The sequence below is a fragment of the Quadrisphaera sp. RL12-1S genome, assembly GCF_014270065.1.
Taxonomy (GTDB): Bacteria; Actinomycetota; Actinomycetes; order Actinomycetales; family Quadrisphaeraceae; genus Quadrisphaera.
The window spans coordinates 444234-461890 of record NZ_JACNME010000002.1 but is presented as its reverse complement, the minus strand read 5'-3'; the positions used below and the strand labels follow the sequence as shown (position 1 = coordinate 461890).

13 protein-coding genes are annotated in these 17657 nt (G+C 75.2%); 11 read left to right on the top strand and 2 right to left on the bottom strand.

Annotated elements, in window-relative coordinates; genetic code table 11:
- Nucleotides 1–260: 260 nt before the first annotated feature.
- Nucleotides 261–2690, bottom strand: a complete 2430-nt coding sequence (locus H7K62_RS05625) for an HNH endonuclease signature motif containing protein (RefSeq protein WP_186716917.1) — start codon at nt 2688–2690, stop codon at nt 261–263.
- A gap of 181 nt (nt 2691–2871) precedes the next feature.
- Between H7K62_RS05625 and pafA the strand changes: the two genes are divergently transcribed.
- The 11 genes from pafA to H7K62_RS05575 all read left to right on the top strand — a co-directional run bounded on the left by pafA (nt 2872) and on the right by H7K62_RS05575 (nt 16338).
- A complete protein-coding gene (pafA, locus tag H7K62_RS05620; protein ID WP_186716916.1) occupies nt 2872–4233 on the top strand; it encodes a Pup--protein ligase in 1362 nt (453 codons plus the stop codon).
- Between the two features lie 49 nt (nt 4234–4282).
- Nucleotides 4283–5293: an FKBP-type peptidyl-prolyl cis-trans isomerase gene (locus H7K62_RS22055; RefSeq protein ID WP_186716915.1), complete on the top strand. Its 1011-nt coding sequence runs from the start codon at nt 4283–4285 to the stop codon at nt 5291–5293.
- 4 nt (nt 5294–5297) lie between these two features.
- A complete protein-coding gene (locus tag H7K62_RS05610; RefSeq protein WP_186716914.1) occupies nt 5298–5687 on the top strand; it encodes an FKBP-type peptidyl-prolyl cis-trans isomerase in 390 nt (129 codons plus the stop codon).
- 105 nt (nt 5688–5792) lie between these two features.
- On the top strand, nt 5793–7208 hold the full coding sequence (locus H7K62_RS05605) for an MFS transporter (protein WP_186716913.1): 1416 nt from the start codon (nt 5793–5795) through the stop codon (nt 7206–7208).
- Between the two features lie 2 nt (nt 7209–7210).
- Nucleotides 7211–9535 (top strand): molybdopterin oxidoreductase family protein, encoded by a 2325-nt coding sequence (locus H7K62_RS05600; protein ID WP_222437118.1) that lies wholly within the window; start codon nt 7211–7213, stop codon nt 9533–9535.
- A complete protein-coding gene (locus tag H7K62_RS21495; RefSeq protein ID WP_222437117.1) occupies nt 9532–9879 on the top strand; it encodes a molybdopterin oxidoreductase in 348 nt (115 codons plus the stop codon). The genes H7K62_RS05600 and H7K62_RS21495 overlap by 4 nt, the downstream gene beginning before the upstream one ends.
- A 12-nt stretch (nt 9880–9891) precedes the next feature.
- On the top strand, nt 9892–12519 hold the full coding sequence (nirB, locus tag H7K62_RS05595; protein WP_186716912.1) for a nitrite reductase large subunit NirB: 2628 nt from the start codon (nt 9892–9894) through the stop codon (nt 12517–12519).
- Complete coding sequence (locus H7K62_RS05590; protein WP_186716911.1) at nt 12516–12878, top strand: Rieske (2Fe-2S) protein; 363 nt, start codon at nt 12516–12518, stop codon at nt 12876–12878. The genes nirB and H7K62_RS05590 overlap by 4 nt, the downstream gene beginning before the upstream one ends.
- 228 nt (nt 12879–13106) lie before the next feature.
- The gene (cobA, locus tag H7K62_RS05585; protein WP_186716910.1) at nt 13107–14360 is read left to right on the top strand and encodes a uroporphyrinogen-III C-methyltransferase; all 1254 of its coding nucleotides are present in this window, start codon (nt 13107–13109) and stop codon (nt 14358–14360) included.
- 26 nt (nt 14361–14386) lie between these two features.
- Complete coding sequence (locus H7K62_RS05580) at nt 14387–15553, top strand: uroporphyrinogen-III synthase (RefSeq protein WP_370591637.1); 1167 nt, start codon at nt 14387–14389, stop codon at nt 15551–15553.
- Nucleotides 15550–16338 (top strand): sirohydrochlorin chelatase, encoded by a 789-nt coding sequence (locus H7K62_RS05575; RefSeq protein WP_222437116.1) that lies wholly within the window; start codon nt 15550–15552, stop codon nt 16336–16338. The genes H7K62_RS05580 and H7K62_RS05575 overlap by 4 nt, the downstream gene beginning before the upstream one ends.
- Here the strand turns inward: H7K62_RS05575 and H7K62_RS05570 are convergent.
- Nucleotides 16313–17512 carry an ATP-binding protein gene (locus tag H7K62_RS05570; RefSeq protein ID WP_186716909.1) on the bottom strand — a complete coding sequence of 400 codons (1200 nt, stop codon included), beginning with the start codon at nt 17510–17512 and terminating at the stop codon, nt 16313–16315. The genes H7K62_RS05575 and H7K62_RS05570 overlap by 26 nt on opposite strands.
- Nucleotides 17513–17657: the final 145 nt, after the last annotated feature.

Sequence of the window (17657 nt, the reverse complement as noted above, 5' to 3'; positions counted from 1 at the left end):
TTCCGTCGTGGTGTGCAGCCGTGGTGCGTCGCGACGCTGGTCCTCGGCGACCGTCCTGACGGCGGGTCGTGTCAGAGGAGGACCGGTTCGGTGCGGACCGACCAGCGCGGTTCCGCAGATCGTCGCGAGGTGCGCATCGGTCCCTGGCGAGGGCCCGCAGGGCTGACGTCAGGCGAGGAGGTGGCGCGCTGCTCCATGATCGTCGCCCGGAGGCGCCCATCGCCGTCCGATGCCGTCGGCGCCACCCGAGGGGCCGGGGCCTAGAAGGGCGGCTCGTCGGGGAAGGTGACGTGCGTGCGGCGGGCGTTCGCGAGCGACGGCGCCTCGTCGAGGGCGCCAGCGTGCCGGCGTCCGAGGCGCTCCTCCTCGAGGGGGTTCCGCGGTGGCCACGGTGTGAAGCGGTACCGCTCGTCCGGGAGCGCCGCGGGGCGGGGAGCGCTGTGGTGGTCGAAGCCCAGCGGTGAGCGCCAGTGCGACGACCCGCGGTCGCACCGCCACTGCTGCCAGCGCGCGGTCCAGCGCACCCACCCGTCATCGGGGCGGGACGGGTCCTGCCGTCCGCCGTGCTTCAGCAGGTGGTGGCGCCGGCACTTCGGTTCGAGGTTGCAGGCGCACGTGCTCCCTCCGCCGGCGGCGGGGCCACCGCGGCGGTGAGGGACGACGTGGTCGAGGTCGCACGCCGTGGCGCGGCGCCGGCACCCGGGGTGGGCGCAGCGGCCCCACCGCCGTCGGACCACCCGGGCCAGTGCCGCGGGAGGCGCGTAACGGCCACCGCCGACGCTCGCGACCGGGCAGCTCGAGGGGCTGGCCGGGGAGCAGGTGCCGTCGGTGCAGGGGACGGGGGAGTCGGCCTCGGGAGCGAGCACGACGTCGTCGTGCAGGTCGTCGAGATGCTCGTCGGACTGCTGGTCGGGCTGGGCGGGCGGGTCGTCGTCGTCCTCGTGCGGGGTGCCGGGCACCTGCTGGACGGGGCGCCCGTGGAAGGTCGTGGGGGCCGCTCCCGGACCGCGGGGAGGGGTGCCCGGCGGCGGCCCCGGGCGCGTGCGCGGGGGTGGTGGTGGCCCCGGGTCGGTGAGCCAGCTCGCCGGGTACGTGTGCCCGTCCACGGTGACGAGGTAGCCGGTGAAGGGGTCGGTGAGGACACGCCGCAGCCGGCAGCGCTCCCACGTCAGCCCCTGGCGGACCAGCCACCCGGGCACCCAGCCGAGGCCCTCCAGCCACCCGGGCTGGTCGTCCTCGCCGCACAGCGTGGACAGCGCCGCGTGCAGCTCCAGCGTCGTCTGCGGGCGCGGGGCGCCCGGCTCGGCGGGAGAGGCGCCCTGCACCGCGGTGGCCAGGGCGTCGAAGCGGTGTGCGGGCATCCGCCGGGCGTCGTGGACGGCGGCGTCAGCCTCCGGACCGTCCGGAGCCCCGCCGAGCCCGTCCACTCCGTTGGCGTAGGGGTCGCCGCCGTCGGCGGGCAGTCGCCCCTCCGAGATCGCCTGGCGCGCCTCGGCGAGGTTCAGCCCGGCGACGGCGTCGAGGTGCTCGTAGGTCGCGACGACGGCGGGTGCCGGGCCGGTCATGACCAGCTGGGCGATGCCGTCGCCGAGGGGCCGCATGACCACCGACCGCGCCGACACCTTCCGGCGCGACCGGCGGCGCACCGCGGCGGCGTCCTTGCGGGCCACCACCTCGTCGACGACGTCCTTGAGCTCGGCGGTGTTCAGTCCCAGCCCGGAGCCGTCGGGGCCGAAGACTTCCTCGTCGAGCTCGAGCGCCAGCTGCGGGTCGAGGTCGAGGCTCTGCTCGGCGACCACCGTCACCAGGGCGAGGTCCAGCCGCCCGGCCTCCAGGCGCTCCAGGGTCCGCGGGAGGCAGCCGACCACGTGCTCGGCCAGCCGCACCTGCTTGCCGGCGCGGTGCTCCGTCCACGCGAGCAGCAGCGCCACCTCGGTGACGAGGTCGGTCAGGCCGAACGCCTCCAGCGACTCGCGCTGGCGCTGCGCGCGGGACCCGCCCGGTGAGTCGTCGAGGTCGTCCTGGTCGTCGGGCTCCCTGTCGGGGTGGTGCACGGCGGCTCGGTACAGCGGCGCCATCGCTGCGAGGATGCGGACCTGGCTGCCCTGGGCCCGCCCCACGGCGGCCTGCTGGGTGCGGAGCCTGTGGGCGTGCCTCCTCGCGGCGTGCAGGGCGACCCGCTCGGCGACGACGGCGCGGACGCGGCGGCGCTCGTCGTCGTCGGCGTCCTCAGCGAGCCAGCGCTCGAACTCACCAGCGGCTCGCTGCGCGGTCCTGTGCTGCTGGAAGGGACAGGGCCCGTCGTCGAGGACGACGTCGACCGGAGCGTCGTCGGGGTGCTCGAGCAGGCCGGAGACGTCCCCGGAGATCCACGGGGCGTCGTCGGCGTCGGTGGCGACGCGCCACCGGCTGAGCGCGGCGTCCCAGACCCACTCCTCGTCCGGCACGGCGCGGGCGGTGAGCACCTGGTCGAGCAGCGCCTGGTCCATGCCGGCCGGACCGGGCAGGCCCCGCCGGGCCACGTCCCGCCGGGTCGCGTCGTGCCGGCGCCGGGCGGGGCCGCGCGGTGGCAGCTCGGACAGGGCCGCACGACGACGACGGGCCTGCGACCGGGTCCGGCGCGTCCGCGCCGGAGGCTGCGGGAGCCCGTCGCTCGCCGCCACGAGGGCGCTCGCGGGGGTCTCGTCCACGCTCCAGATGATACCGACAGGCGTTCGATCCAGCAACATCAACGAAGCCCTGACCTGCGATGATGCGGCGCAGTGTCGAAGTCAAGGGGAGCCCCCGTCGGACGGTACCGGCGACCACCGACAGCGCCCGCGTGCGCGCCCCGCCCTCGCGCGGCCGTGCAGCCGACGTACTGTGGCGATCGTGGACCGCCGGATCCTGGGTCTGGAGACCGAGTACGGGGTCACCTGCGCCGCGGACGGCCAGCGCCGCCTGTCCGCCGACGAGGTCGCCCGCTACCTCTTCCGCAAGGTCGTCTCGTGGGGGCGGTCGTCCAACGTCTTCCTCCGCAACGGCGCCCGCCTCTACCTCGACGTGGGCTCCCACCCCGAGTACGCCACCCCCGAGTGCGACGACGTGCGCCAGCTCGTGATCCACGACCGCGCGGGCGAGCGGATCCTCGAGGGGCTCACGGTGGACGCCGAGCGGCGCCTCGCCGAGGAGGGCATCGGTGGGGAGGTGTTCCTCTTCAAGAACAACACCGACTCCGCCGGCAACTCCTACGGCTGCCACGAGAACTACCTCGTGCCCCGCCAGGGGGAGTTCTCCCGCCTCGCCGACGTCCTCATCCCCTTCCTGGTCACCCGCCAGGTGCTCGTCGGCGCCGGCAAGGTGCTCCAGACGCCGCGCGGGGCGGTCTACTGCCTGTCCCAGCGCGCCGACCACATCTGGGAGGGCGTCTCCAGCGCCACCACGCGCAGCCGGCCCATCATCAACACCCGCGACGAGCCCCACGCCGACGCCGACAGGTTCCGCCGCCTCCACGTCATCGTGGGCGACTCGAACATGTCCGAGACCACCACGATGCTCAAGGCTGGCGCCGTCGACATCGTCCTGCGGATGCTGGAGAGCGGCGTCGCGGTGCGCGACCTGTCGCTGGAGAACCCCATCCGCGCCATCCGCGAGGTGAGCCACGACACCACCGGGCGGCGGATGCTCAAGCTCGCCAACGGCGGCGAGGCCAGCGCCCTGGAGGTGCAGGAGGAGTACCTCGAGCGCGCGAAGGCCTTCATCGACGAGGAGGGCACCCGCTCCAGCACCGACAAGCGCGTGCTCGACCTGTGGGAGCGCGGCCTGCGCGCCGTGCGCGAGGGCGACCTGTCCCTGGTGGACCGCGAGCTGGACTGGGTCATCAAGCTCAAGCTGGTCGAGCGCTACCAGGCGCGCCACGGCCTGTCGCTGTCCGACGCCCGGGTCGCCCGCCTCGACCTCGCCTACCACGACGTCTCCCGCACCCGGGGTCTGTACAACCTCCTCGCCGCCCGCGGCATGGTGGAGCGCGTCAGCAGCGACATCGAGGTGTTCGAGGCCACCAGCGTGCCCCCGCAGACCACCCGCGCCCGCCTGCGCGGGGACTTCGTGAGGACGGCGCAGGAGAAGCGCCGCGACTTCACCGTCGACTGGGTGCACCTCAAGCTCAACGACCAGTCGCAGCGCACGGTGCTCTGCAAGGACCCGTTCCGGTCGGTGGACGAGAGGGTCGAGCGCCTCATCGCGAGCATGTGACGTCGTGCGTCCACGGGGAGCACCCAGTCCGGTCGCGTAGCGTGCTGGGGTGATCGCCGCTCGTCGTCGTCCTGCTCTCCTCGTCTCCCTCGTGGCCGGTGCGCTCCTGCTCACCGGGTGCTCCGGCGGCTCCGGTGACGGGTCGGGCACCGCGTCGAGCAGCACCGCCGCCAGCACCGCCGCGGTCACGGGCGACCTCTCGAAGGTCACCGTCACCGACCCCGCCGAGGGCGCCACCGGCCAGGCCGCGGTCCCCACCGTCACCGTGCCGGCGGGCTTCAGCACCACCAAGACCACGACGCGGGTGCTCCAGGAGGGCACGGGCGAGGCGGCCACGACCGGCCAGGTGCTCAGCGTCGACTTCGTGGGAGTCAACGGCCAGAGCGGCAAGCCCTTCGGGTCCAGCAGCTGGACCGACAAGCCGTCGCAGTTCGTGCTCGGCCCCGGTGTCATCCCGGCCTTCACCACCGCCCTCACCGGGGTCAAGGCCGGCACGCGGATGCTGATCGCCGTCGCCCCGGCCGACGGGTACGGCCCGCAGGGCGGTCTCCCGCAGGCCCAGATCGGCGCCACCGACACCCTCGTCTACCTCGTGGACGTGAAGTCCGTCTCACCGGGCTGGGCCACCGGGACCCCGCAGACGGCGCCGCTGCCGGCCGGTGTGGCGTCCGTCGCCGTCGACCCGACCACCCACGCCCCGAAGATCACCCTCGACTCGACGGTCGCCCCGCCGACGTCGCTGGTCAGCCAGGTCCTCGTCAAGGGCACCGGTGCGCCGGTGCAGAAGGGCCAGCAGCTGACCATGCAGTACACCGGCGTCACGTGGTCCACCGGTGAGGTCTTCGACTCCTCCTGGGCCAACGGCGCCCCGTTCGACTTCACGCTCGGCTCCGGGCAGGTCATCAAGGGCTGGGACCAGGGCCTGGAGGGCGTTCCCGTGGGCAGCCAGGTGCTGCTCGTCATCCCACCGGACCTCGGCTACGGGGCGACGTCGCCGAGCGAGAAGATCCCCGCGAACGCGACCCTCGTGTTCGTCGTCGACGTGCTCGCGGCACAGTGAACCCATGAGCACCCACGACAACGCAGGGACCCGTCCCGAGGTCGACCCGCCCGAGGGTCCCGCCCCCACCGAGCTCGTCATCACCGACATCACCGTCGGTGACGGCCCCGAGGCCACCCCCGGCGCCACCGTCACCACCCACTACGTGGGCGTCACCCACTCCACCGGCGAGCAGTTCGACGCCTCGTGGGACCGCGGCGAGCCGCTGAGCTTCCGCGTGGGCGTCGGCCAGGTCATCAAGGGCTGGGACGACGGCCTGCTCGGCATGCGCGTCGGCGGCCGCCGTCGCCTGGAGATCCCGTCCGCCCTGGCGTACGGCAAGCGCGGCGCCGGCGGCGTCATCGGCCCGGACGAGGCCCTCGTCTTCGTGGTCGACCTCGTCGGGGTCCGCTGACCCCTCACCGCTCTCACAGCGGCTCCACCGCCGTGTGAGGGAAGCGTGCCGGTGCCGTCACACAGCGGCACCGGCACGCAACACGGCGTTCGTAGGTTCCCTGCCATGCCGCAGGACACCCGCGCCACGCGCACCGCAGCGCCCGACCGCCTCGAGGTGGTCACCGCCCCGGACGGCGCGACCACCACCGGTGGCGCCGTCGGCACCACGACCGCCCCCCGCCGCGGGCGGTGGGTGGACGTCTGGAACCCCGAGGACCACGTCCAGTGGGAGGGCGGCGGCCGTGCCACCGCCCGCCGCAACCTGTGGTGGTCCATCGCCGCCGAGTTCCTCGGCTTCACCGTCTGGCAGCTGTGGTCGATCGCGACCCCGGTGCTGATCGCCTCCGGCTACCCGATCACCGCGTCCCAGGCCCTCTGGCTGACCGGCGTCCCGGTGCTCGTCGGCGCCACGATGCGGTTCCCGTACTCCTTCGCCGTGGCCAGGTTCGGCGGGCGCAACTGGACGGTCGTCTCCGCGCTCCTGCTGGTCGTCCCGTGCCTGGGCCTGGTGCACGTGGCCACCAACCCCGGCACCCCGTTCTGGCTGATGCTGACCATCGCCGCTACCGCCGGCGTGGGCGGCGGCAACTTCGCCTCCTCGATGAGCAACATCTCCTTCTTCTTCCCCGAGAAGGAGAAGGGCGCCGCCCTCGGCCTCAACGCTGCCGGCGGCAACATCGGCGTGGCCGTCATCCAGTTCGTCACGCCGTTCCTCGTGGTGGCCGGCGTCGCCGCCAGCACCGCCCGGCCCGCCTACATCCTCATCCCGCTGATCCTCGTCGCGGCCTTCGGCGCCTGGCGCTGCATGGACAACCTCTCCCAGGCCAAGGCCGACGGCGAGGCGTGGAAGCTCGCGGCCCGCACCCGCCACACCTGGATCGTCTCGCTGCTCTACATCGGCACCTTCGGCTCGTTCATCGGCTACGCCGCGGCCTTCCCGCTGCTGCTCAAGACGCAGTTCCCCGAGGTGAACCTCGGCATCGCCTTCCTCGGTGCGCTCGTCGGCTCCCTCGCCCGTCCCTACGGCGGCAAGCTCGCCGACCGCCTCGGAGGCGCCCGGATCAGCATCGCCGCCTACGCCGTCCTGGCGCTCGGCGCCGCGGGGGCCGTGCTCGCGCTGCAGCTGAAGAGCCTGCCGCTGTTCTTCGGGGCGTTCATGGTGCTCTTCGTGGCCAGCGGCATCGGCAACGGGTCCACCTACCGCATGATCCCGGCGATCTTCCGCGGCAGGACGGCGATGGACGACGTCGACGGGCTGGTCCGCGCCAAGCGCACCGCCTCCGCCTGCATCGGCATCTCGGCCGGCATCGGCGCCTACGGCGGCTTCCTGGTCAACCGCGGCTTCGCCACCTCCACCGCCCAGTTCGGCTCGCTGCAGCCGGCGCTGTGGAGCTTCGTGGTCTTCTACGTCCTCTGCATCGGCGTCACGTGGGCCGTGTACGCCCGCAAGGGCGCCCTGGGCCTGAATGAGCGGATCTGAGCTTGGCCCCCACCACGGCGCTCCTGCCGACGCCCGTCGTCCGGGCCGGCGCCGGCAGCAGCCAGCAGCCGGTCCGGACGACGACGAGGACGCACTGCCCCTACTGCTCCCTGCAGTGCGGCATCCTCCTCACCGCCGGCGGCCGCCCGGCCATCCTCGAGCCCGACCCCGACTTCCCCACCAGCTCGGGCGGCCTGTGCTCCAAGGGCTGGACGGCGCACGAGCTGCTCGACCACCCCGAGCGCCTGCTCACCCCGCTGGTGCGCGCCGTCCCGGGCGACCGCACCTCCCCGCTGGTCGAGGCCTCCTGGGAGCAGGCGCTGGACCGCGTGGTCGAGGCCATCACCGGCACGCAGGCCCGGTACGGCCGTGACGCCGTCGGCGTCTTCGGCGGCGGCGGCCTGACCAACGAGAAGGCCTACGCGCTGGGCAAGTTCGCCAGGGTCGCGCTGCGCACCAGCGCCATCGACTACAACGGCAGGTTCTGCATGAGCAGCGCCGCCGGTGCCATGAACCGCGTCTTCGGGGTGGACCGGGGGCTGCCGTTCCCGCTGGCCGACCTGGCCGAGGCCGACGCCATCATGATCACCGGAGGCAACCCCGCGGCCACCATGCCCCCGGCGATGCAGTTCTTCGACGCCGCCCGCGCTCGCGGGGCGTCCCTCGTCGTCGTCGACCCGCGCCGCACCCCGACGGCCGCGGCCGCCGCCGCCCAGGGCGTGCACCTGGCGCCGGTGCCCGGCACGGACCTGCCGCTGCTGCTGGGCATGCTGCACGCGGCGGTGCGCGACGGGTTCGTCGACCGGGAGTACGTGGACGCCCGCACCACCGGCTTCGACGCCGCCGCCGCGGCCGCCGCCCAGTGGTGGCCCGAGCGCGTGGAGCGCACCACCGGCGTGCCCGAGGGCGACCTGCGCCGCGCCGTCCGCCTGCTGGCCGCCGCCTCGACGACCCGCGGCGGAGCCGGAGCGGTCATGCTCTCCGGCCGCGGCGCCGAACAGCACGCGAACGGCACCGACACCGTGCTCGCCCAGGCCAACCTCGCCCTCGCGCTCGGGCTGCCCGGCCGCCCCGGCAGCGGCTTCGGCACCGTCACCGGCCAGGGCAACGGCCAGGGCGGGCGCGAGCACGGCCTCAAGGCCGACCAGCTGCCCGGGTACCGCTCGATCACCGACCCGGCCGCCCGCGCCCACGTCGCCGGCGTCTGGGGCGTGGACCCCGACGTGCTGCCCGGCCCGGGCCGCTCCGCCTACGAGATGCTCGACGCCCTCGGCGGCGGCGAGTCCGGCACCGAGCCCGGTGCGCGGACGCTGCTCCTGCTGGCCTCCAACCCCGTGGTCTCGGCCCCCGACGCCGAGCGCGTGCGCCGCCGGCTCGCGGCGCTGGACCACCTCGTCGTCGTCGACTTCTTCCTGTCCGAGACCGCGGCCCTGGCCGACGTCGTCCTGCCGACGGCCCAGTGGGCGGAGGAGGCCGGCACCATGACGAACGTCGAGGGGCGCGTCCTGCTGCGGCGGCGGGCGCTGGCGCCCCCGGACGGCGTCCGCGACGACCTCGAGCTGCTCAACGCTCTCGCCCATCGCCTCGACCTGCCCGCGGGGCTGGACGCCGACACCGCGTTCCCCACCGACCCCGAGACGGTCTTCACCGAGCTGCGCCGTGCCAGCGCGGGAGGCCGCGCCGACTACTCCGGCATCACCTACGGGCGCCTCGAGGCGGAGCAGGGCGTCTTCTGGCCCTGTCCTGCCGTCGAGGAGGACGACGACGAGGGCGCCGTCCACCCCGGCACCCCGCGGCTGTTCGCCGACGCCTTCCCCACCCACGACGGGCGCGCGCAGTGCGCGGTGGTCAGGTACACCCCGCGCGCCGAGCGCACCGGTCGCGACAGCTCGGGGGAGGACTACCCGTACGTGCTGACCACCGGCCGCACGATGGCCCAGTACCAGTCCGGGGCGCAGACCCGCCGCGTGCGCCAGCTGGTCATGGCCGACCCCGACGCCCGCGCCGAGCTCCACCCCGACCTCGCCCGCCGCCACGGCGTGGCCGACGGCGACCTCGTGCGCCTCACCACCCGCCGCGGCACCGCCCTGTTCCGCGCCCGCGTGACCCGCGACATCACCGCCGGGACGGTCTTCGTGCCGTTCCACTGGGGCGGGATGAGCGTGGCCAACGCCCTCACCGACACCCGCCTGGACCCGGTGAGCCGGATGCCGGAGTTCAAGGCGTGCGCCGTGCGCCTGGAGCGCCACGACGGCGACCACGAGGCAGACCTGACCCGCGAACCCACCCGTGAACCGCACCGCGACACCCGAGGAGAGTCCCGATGAGCTCGACCTTCCGCTTCCTGCAGGGGGTCTTCCCCGTCACCGGGGCCGGCCTCGACAAGCACGCGCTGCTCGACGAGTCCCTCACCTACGAGGTGCCGGAGGGCCGCCGCGCCCAGGTCCTGTACTTCCGCGGCGGCAACGCCAGCGACGAGCTGGTCATCGTCGTCCTGGTCCGCGACGGGGTGCCGATGCGCTGGTTCCCCATCGGCGCGAAGGGCGACGTGCACGTGCCGCTGCGGGTGGTGGAGGACGTCGAGGCCGGTGAGGTGCTCGAGCTGCACCTGGCGGCGCCGACGGGGCTCGTGGCGAGCGTCGTCGTCGACCTGGGTCTCGTCGAGGTCTGAGGGGGAGGTCTCATGCACAGGGAGCGGGAAGCCCGGAAGCGGAGCCTGGTGCTGGTCGGCAACGGCATGGCCGGGGCCCGGCTGCTGGAGGAGCTGCTGGAACGCGGCGCCTCCGACCTCTTCGAGATCACCGTCTTCGGTGACGAGCCGTACGGCAACTACAACCGGATCATGCTGTCGCACGTCCTGGCGGGCGAGGACGGCGAGGAGTCGATCTACCTCAACGAGCTCGGCTGGTACGCCGAGAACGGCATCGAGCTGCGCTCCGGGGTGCGCGTCGTCGACGTCGACCTGCCGGCGCAGGAGGTCGTCGACGCCCACGGCGGCCGCACGCCCTACGACGTCGTCGTCATCGCCACCGGGTCCTCCCCGCACTTCCCGCCGATGGACGGGCTGCGCCGCGAGGACGGCTCCCTGCTGCCGGGCGTGTCCGGCTTCCGGAGCCTGGACGAGACCCGGGCGATGCTGGAGGAGGCCAGGTCCGGTCAGCACCAGCGGGCCGTGGTCATCGGCGGCGGGCTGCTGGGCCTGGAGGCGGCCAAGGGCCTGCAGAACCACGGCCTGGACGTCACCGTCATCCACTCCCCGGCGCACCTCATGAACCAGCAGCTCGACGCCGAGGCCGGCGCGGTGCTGCGGCGCTCGATCGAGGACTGCGGCATCTCCGTGGTCACCGGGGCCCGCACCACGGGCGTCTCGGCGTGCACGGAGAAGGGCCGCGTCTCGGGCGTCACCCTGAAGGACGGCCGCACCTTCCCCGCCGACGTGGTGGTGGTCACCGCCGGCATCCGTCCCAACACCGACGTCGGCGTGCGCGCCGGGCTGGTGGTGGAGCGCGGCATCGTCGTCGACGACCAGATGCGCTGCGTCGACCAGCCGGTCGGCTCCGGCGGGGAGGTGTTCGCCCTCGGGGAGTGCGCCCAGCACCGCGGGGAGACGTACGGCCTGGTGGCGCCCCTGTGGGAGCAAGCCACCGTGCTGGCCGACGTGCTCACCGGTGCTGACCCGGACGCGGCCTACCACGGGTCGAAGACCTCGACGAAGCTCAAGGTGGCCGGCGTCGACGTCGCCGCCATCGGCCAGTCCGGGCCGGAGCACCCCGAGGACGAGCACGTGGTCTTCTCCGACGTCCGCCGCGGGCTCTACCAGTCCGTGGTGGTCCGCGACGGGCGGCTGGTCGGCGCGACGCTGCTGGGCGACACCCGCAAGTCCGCCGCGCTGCAGCAGGTCTTCGACCGCGGGCTGCCCCTGCCCGAGCAGCGGGTGGAGCTGCTCTTCGACCTCGGCGCCACCGCCGAGGGCTCGGTGGAGGACCTGGCGGACGACGCGCAGGTCTGCAACTGCAACGGCGTCACCAAGGGCGACATCTGCGGCGCCGTGGCCGGCGGGTGCTCCTCGGTGAAGTCGGTCATGGACGCCACGCGCGCCGGCAAGGGCTGCGGCTCCTGCAAGGAGGTGGTCAGCTCGCTCGTCGAGCACGCCGTCGCCGCCGGCGGCGGAGCGCTCACCGAGGACCCGTCGGTCCACTGGTACGTGCCCGGGGTCCCGCTGCGCAAGGACGAGCTGGTCGCCGCCATCCGCGAGCAGCACCTGACCTCGGTGTCCGCCGTCTTCGCCGCGCTCGCGCCGGGCGGCGCCGAGGACGCGAAGTCCAAGATGGGCCTGACCTCGCTGCTGCGGACCCTGTGGCCGACGGAGTTCGTCGACGAGCGCGACGCCCGCTTCATCAACGACCGCGTCCACGCCAACATCCAGCGCGACGGCACCTTCAGCGTCGTCCCGCAGATGAAGGGCGGCGTCACCACCCCCGACCAGCTGCGCCGCATCGCCGACGTCGCCGACAAGTACGGCGTGGGGATGCTCAAGGTCACCGGTGGGCAGCGCATCGACATGCTCGGCGTCAAGAAGGAGGACCTCCCGAAGGTCTGGGCCGACCTCGACATGCCGTCGGGCTACGCCTACGGCAAGTCGATGCGCACGGTGAAGACCTGCGTCGGCACCGACTACTGCAGGTTCGGCCTGGGGGACTCCACCGCGCTGGGCATCGCCCTGGAGGAGCGCTTCCAGGGCATCGAGACCCCCGCCAAGCTCAAGCTCGGCGTGGTCGGCTGCCCCCGCAACTGCGCCGAGGCGTACGTCAAGGACGTCGGCGTGGTCGCCATCGGCGGCGGGAAGTGGGAGGTCTACGTGGGCGGGGCCGCGGGCGCCTCGGTCCGCAAGGCCGACCTGCTCGCCACCGTCGACTCACCCGAGGCGGTGATCGCGCTCACCGGCAGGTTCATCCAGTTCTACCGGACCTGGGGCAACTGGCTGGAGCGCACCTACGACTTCGTGCCGCGCCTGTCGATCGAGAGGGTCCGGCTCGTGCTGGTCGAGGACTCCGACGGGATGTGCGCCCAGCTCGACACCGAGATCGACGCCGCCTGCGCCGCCTACCGCGACCCGTGGAAGGAGCGCGACGCCCCCGACGCGCCCGGCCGCTTCTCCGCGCCGGCGCTGCCGCTGCTGCCGCTGCCCGTGGTGCCCTCGCGCCGGATGGGCGCCCCCGGTGGCACGCCCCGCGAGGAGCTGCCGGTGGAGATCGTCATGCCGAACGAGGAGGCCGTCATGTCCGGAGCGATGGCCGGAGCCCAGCAGTGACCGCCACGACGACGGCGGCCGCGGGCGTGCGGGTCGCTGCGCTCGCGGACATCCCCCCGGGGGAGGGCCGCGCGTACGTGGTGGAGGGCGCAGCCGGTCCCACGCAGGTCGCGGTGTTCCACCACCGCGACGGCCGCGTCTCCGCCGTCGACGCCGTCTGCCCCCACTCCGGCGGGCCGCTCGCGGACGGGCAGATCGACTCCTGCGTGGTGGTCTGCCCGCTGCACCTCAACACGTGGGACCTGCGGACCGGGGCCTCCACGTCCGGCCAGGCGCCGGTGCGCGTGCACGGCGTCGTCGTCATCGACACCCCCGACGCCCCCGACGGCCCCCAGGTCCACGTCACCCCCGCCCCCTGACCCGCCAGCCCCCTTCCCGCACTTGCTGTGGAAAGTGCTCCAACGACCCCCGTCCTTCTCGCACTCGCCGCGGAAAGTGCGAGAAGGAGGGGTGCCGGCAGCGCACGTGCCGCGGAACGTGCGAGGAGCGGAGGGCTCACAGGCGCGGCGCCCGGGTGAGAGGACCGTCGTAACGCAGCGCAACGCGACGCAACACCAGCGACACACAGCGGCGGCACCCTGATCGCCATGAGCCCGACCTACCCGCTCCACCTCGACCTCGAGGGCCGCCGCGCCGTCGTGGTCGGCGGTGGCCCGGTCGCCGCCCGCCGCGCCCGCGGCCTCCTCGAGGCCGGAGCCGACGTCCTGCTCGTGGCCCCGCAGGCCTGCGCCGAGGTCACCGAGCTCGACGGGTCCGGCCAGATCTCCTGGCGCCGCGGCAGGTTCGCCGCCTCCGACCTCGACGGCGCCTGGCTCGTGCACACCGCCACCGGCGTGCCGCGCACCGACGACGCCGTCGCCGCCGAGGCCACCTCCCGCAGGGTCTGGTGCGTCCGCGCCGACGACGCGGCGCGCTCGCGGGCATGGACCCCCGCCGTCGTCCGCCACGAGGACGTCGTCGTCTCCGTCACCGCCGGCGGCGACCCGAAGCGCGCCGCCGCCGTGCGCGACGGCGTCCGCCTGGGCCTGTCCTCCGGGGCGCTCCCGCTGCGCCGCCGCCGCCCCCACACCGGCCTGGGCCGCGTCACCCTGGTCGGCGGCGGCCCCGGCGACGCCTCCCTCATCACCCTCGCCGGCCGGCGCGCGCTCGCGGAGGCCGACGTCGTCGTCGTCGACAGGCTCGCCCCCCGCGACCTGCTGGCGGAGCTGGACGCCGACGTCGAGGTGGTCGACGTCGGCAAGGCCCCCGACCACCACCCCGTCCCGCAGCGCGAGATCGAGCGGGTGCTGGTCGACCGCGCCCTGCACGGCCTGCGCGTGGTGCGCCTCAAGGGCGGTGACGGCTACGTCTTCGGCCGCGGTGCCGAGGAGCTCGCCGCCTGCCGCGCCGCCGGCGTGCCCTGCGAGGTGGTGCCCGGCATCACCAGCGCCCTCGCCGTGCCCGCCGCCGCGGGCATCCCGGTCACCCACCGTGGCGTGGCCCGCTCGGTGACCGTCATGACCGGGCACGAGTCCCTCGGCGGCGACGAGCTGCTCGACCTCGCCGCCCAGACCCGCCGCGGCGGCACCCTCGTGGTGCTCATGGGCGCCTCGCGGCTCGCGGAGCTCGCCGACGGGCTGGTCGCGCACGGCGCCGACCCCCAGCTGCCCGTGGCGGTGGTCGAGAGCGGCTGCACCCCGCAGCAGCGGACGACGACGGCGACCCTCGCCGACGCCGCGGCCGTCGCGCAGCGCCGGGGCGTCAAGGCCCCCGCCGTGCTGGTCATCGGCGCCGTGGCCGCCATGGCCCACGGCGGCAGCTACCGCCCGGCGCTGGCCGTGGCCACCTCCCCGTCCCCGTGACCGGCACCACCGCCCAGCCCGTGCCGGTGCCCGGGTCCTGCACCGAGCTCGACCCCACGCAGCTGCTCGGCGCCACCATCGGCGTCACCAGCCACCGCCGCTCCGACGAGCTCATCGCCACCTTCACCCGCCGCGGCGCCGGCGTGGTCCACGCCCCCACGATGCGCATCGTCCCCCTCACCGAGGACGCCGACCTCGTGGCGGGCACCCGCGCCGCCATCGCCGACCCGCCCGACGTCCTGGTGGTCACCACCGCCATCGGCCTGCGCGGCTGGATCTCCGCCGCCGAGGCCCACGGCCTGGACGAGGCGCTCGTGGAGGCGCTCGCGGACACGCAGGTGCTGGCCCGCGGACCCAAGGCCCGCGGCGCCGTGCGGGCGGCCGGTCTGTCGGAGGCGTGGACCGCCGCCAGCGAGCAGACTGCCGAGGCGGTCGAGCACCTGCTCAGGCAGGGCGTGGCCGGGCGCTCGGTGCTGGTCCAGCTGCACGGCGCGGCCGGTCTGGAGGACCTGGAGCCGCTGCGGGCCGCCGGCGCCGACCTGCGCACGCTGGCGGTGTACCGCTGGGAGCCCCCGGACGACCCCCTCGCCGTGGACCGGCTGGTCGACGCGGTGGCCGCCCGCAGCCTCGACGCGGTGACGTTCACCTCCGCACCGGGCGCCGTGGCGCTGCTGGAGGCCGCGCAGCGCCGCGGCCGGCTGGCCGAGGTGCTCGCCGCGATGGGGGGCGCCGGGGGCCATAGCACCGGGGACGGGCGCGCCGCGGTGGTGTGCTGCGCCGTCGGCGACGTCACCGCCGCGCCCCTGCGCGAGCGCGGCGTGGAGCCCCTCGTGCCCGAGCGCTGGCGGCTGGGGGCGCTCATGCGCTGCCTGTCGGCGCACCTGGCCGAGCACCCCCGCGCCCGTGCGGCCACCCCGGCCGGTGAGCTGGTGGTCCGCGCCCGCGCCGCTGTGCTCGACGGGCGCGTGCTCGACCTGGCGCCCGGCCCGCTGGCGGTGCTGGCGCGGCTGGCGGCCGCGCCGGGCCGCGTGGTCGGGCGCGCCGACCTGCTCGCGGAGCTGCCGCTGGCCACCGACGGGCACGCGGTGGAGGTGGCCGTGGCGCGGCTGCGGGCGGCGCTGCCGGGACCCGGCGGCGGCGGACCGGTGGTGCGCACGGTGGTCAAGCGCGGGTACGCCCTGGAGGTCGCGTGAGCGGGCCGAGCGCGGCCCCGGTGCTGGTGGCCGTCTCGCACGGCACCCGCTCGCCGGCCGGCCGGCGCACCGTCGCCCAGCTGCGCCTGGCCGTGGCCGCCGCGCGGCCGGGCCTGGAGGTGGTGGCCGCTCACGTGGACGTGCACAAGCCCGCCCTGGAGGACGTGGTGGCGCGCCTGGCCGCCGCCGGACGGGCCTGCGTCGTCGTCCCCCTGCTGCTGTCCACCGGGTACCACGTGCGCTCCGACGTCGCCTCCGCGGTGCGCGCAGCCCGCGCCGCGGGAGGCCGCGCGGTGGCCGCGGCGGCGCTCGGGCCGGACCCCGTGCTGGTGGACCTGCTGCTCGACCGCCTCACCGCCGCCGGTGCCCACGACGACGACGCCGTGGTGCTCGCGGCCGCCGGGTCGCTCGCACCGCAGGCCGCCGCCGACGTCGAGCACGTGCTCGCCGCCCTGTCCGCGCGCCGCGGCGCGCCCGTCACCGCGGGGTACGCCAGCGCCCAGGCCCCGACCGTCGCGCAGGCGTGCGCCGCGCTGCGCCGGACCGGCGGCGCCCCGGGACGGCGGGTGGCCGTGGTGCCGTACCTGCTCGCCCCCGGGGTGTTCTCCCAGCGCCTGGAGGCGCTCCTGGACGGCTCCGACGGGCCGGCCCCCGCCGAGGTGGTGGCGAAGACCCTGTGCGCCGACGGCGACGTCGACCCTCGCCTGGCGGCCCTCGCGCTGCGCCGCTACGACGAGGCCCTCGCAGCCGGCGAGGCCCTCAGCCCGCTGGCTGCCGCTCGATGAAGTCGGCCATGCCGGGCACCGTGAAGGCCACCACCCCGTGCTCGGGGGCGTAGACGAGGCCCTTGGCGATGAGGCTCGCGCGCGCCGGCCCGAGGCTCGCCACCTTGCGACCCAGCCGCGCCGCCACCTCCCCGGACGGGGAGCCGGCGTCGCCGTCGGCGGCCATCGCCCGCAGGTAGGCCTGCTCGGCGGTGGTGGCGCGGTCCCACCGCGACCTGAAGAAGCCGTCGTCGAGGGCGGCCCGGCCGCGAGCGGCGCCCACCCGGGCGTCGGCGTGGGCGATGGTGGTCCCCTCGGCCTCGTTCCAGCACTCCTGACCGAACTGCTGCAGGAAGTACGGGTAGCCGCCGGTGGCGCCCACCACCAGCTCCACCGCGCCGTCGGTCCAGTGGACGCCCTCGGCCACCGCCGGCGCCACGAGCGCCTCCACGGCGGCCTCCGGCGGCAGCTGCTCGATCCGCTCGTAGACGAAGAGCCGCTCCGCGTACGACTTCGCCTCGGCCAGCACCCGCGGCAGGCTCGGCAGGCCCGCCAGCGCCACGAGCACCGGCCAGTCCTGCTGGCCGGCCGCGTGGGCGACCGCGCACAGCGCGGCCAGCTCGTCGGCGGTGGCGTCCTGCGCCTCGTCCACCAGCAGCGCCAGGCCCACGCCCTCCTCGGCGGCGCCCGCGGCCACGTCGCGCACCAGCTTGGCGAGGTCGGCCTCGAACACCCCCGTGTCGGCGCCTCCGCCACTGGCCTCGCTGAGGTCCACCCCGAAGTTCCAGGTGCCGGCGGTGTCGTAGGAGGCCTTGAAGCTCAGCGCCGTGCGCAGCGCCGCCAGGAGCCGGCGGCCGGCGCTGGGCCTGGCCAGGTCCACCAGGGGGACGTGCAGCGCCTCACCGATCGCGCCCCGCAGCCCCGCGCGCGACCCCGCCCCGCTGCTGGTGCCGCCGCGCCCGGCCTCGACCTGGGCCACCACCCAGCCGCGCTGCGCCGCGGCCGTGCGGAAGCTCGACAGCAGCACCGTCTTGCCCACGCCGCGCAGGCCGTAGAGCACCACGGGCTGCGCCGTGCGGCCCCGCTCGACGCGGTCCAGGCCCACCCGCCACGCCTCGCGCTGCCGGTCCCGGCCCACCAGCGCGGCCGGCGTGCGCCCCGCGCCGGGCGCGTAGGGGTTGGCCACGGGATCCACCGGCGCAGCGTACGCCGAGCTGTACACGTCTGTAGGGCTGTGTAGCGGATCGCTACACCCACCTACACATCCCTACAGGTCGGGCGGACGACCCCTGGGAGACCACCGGAACGGGCCCGCGCCACCCCGCGTCCGCATGCGCCTG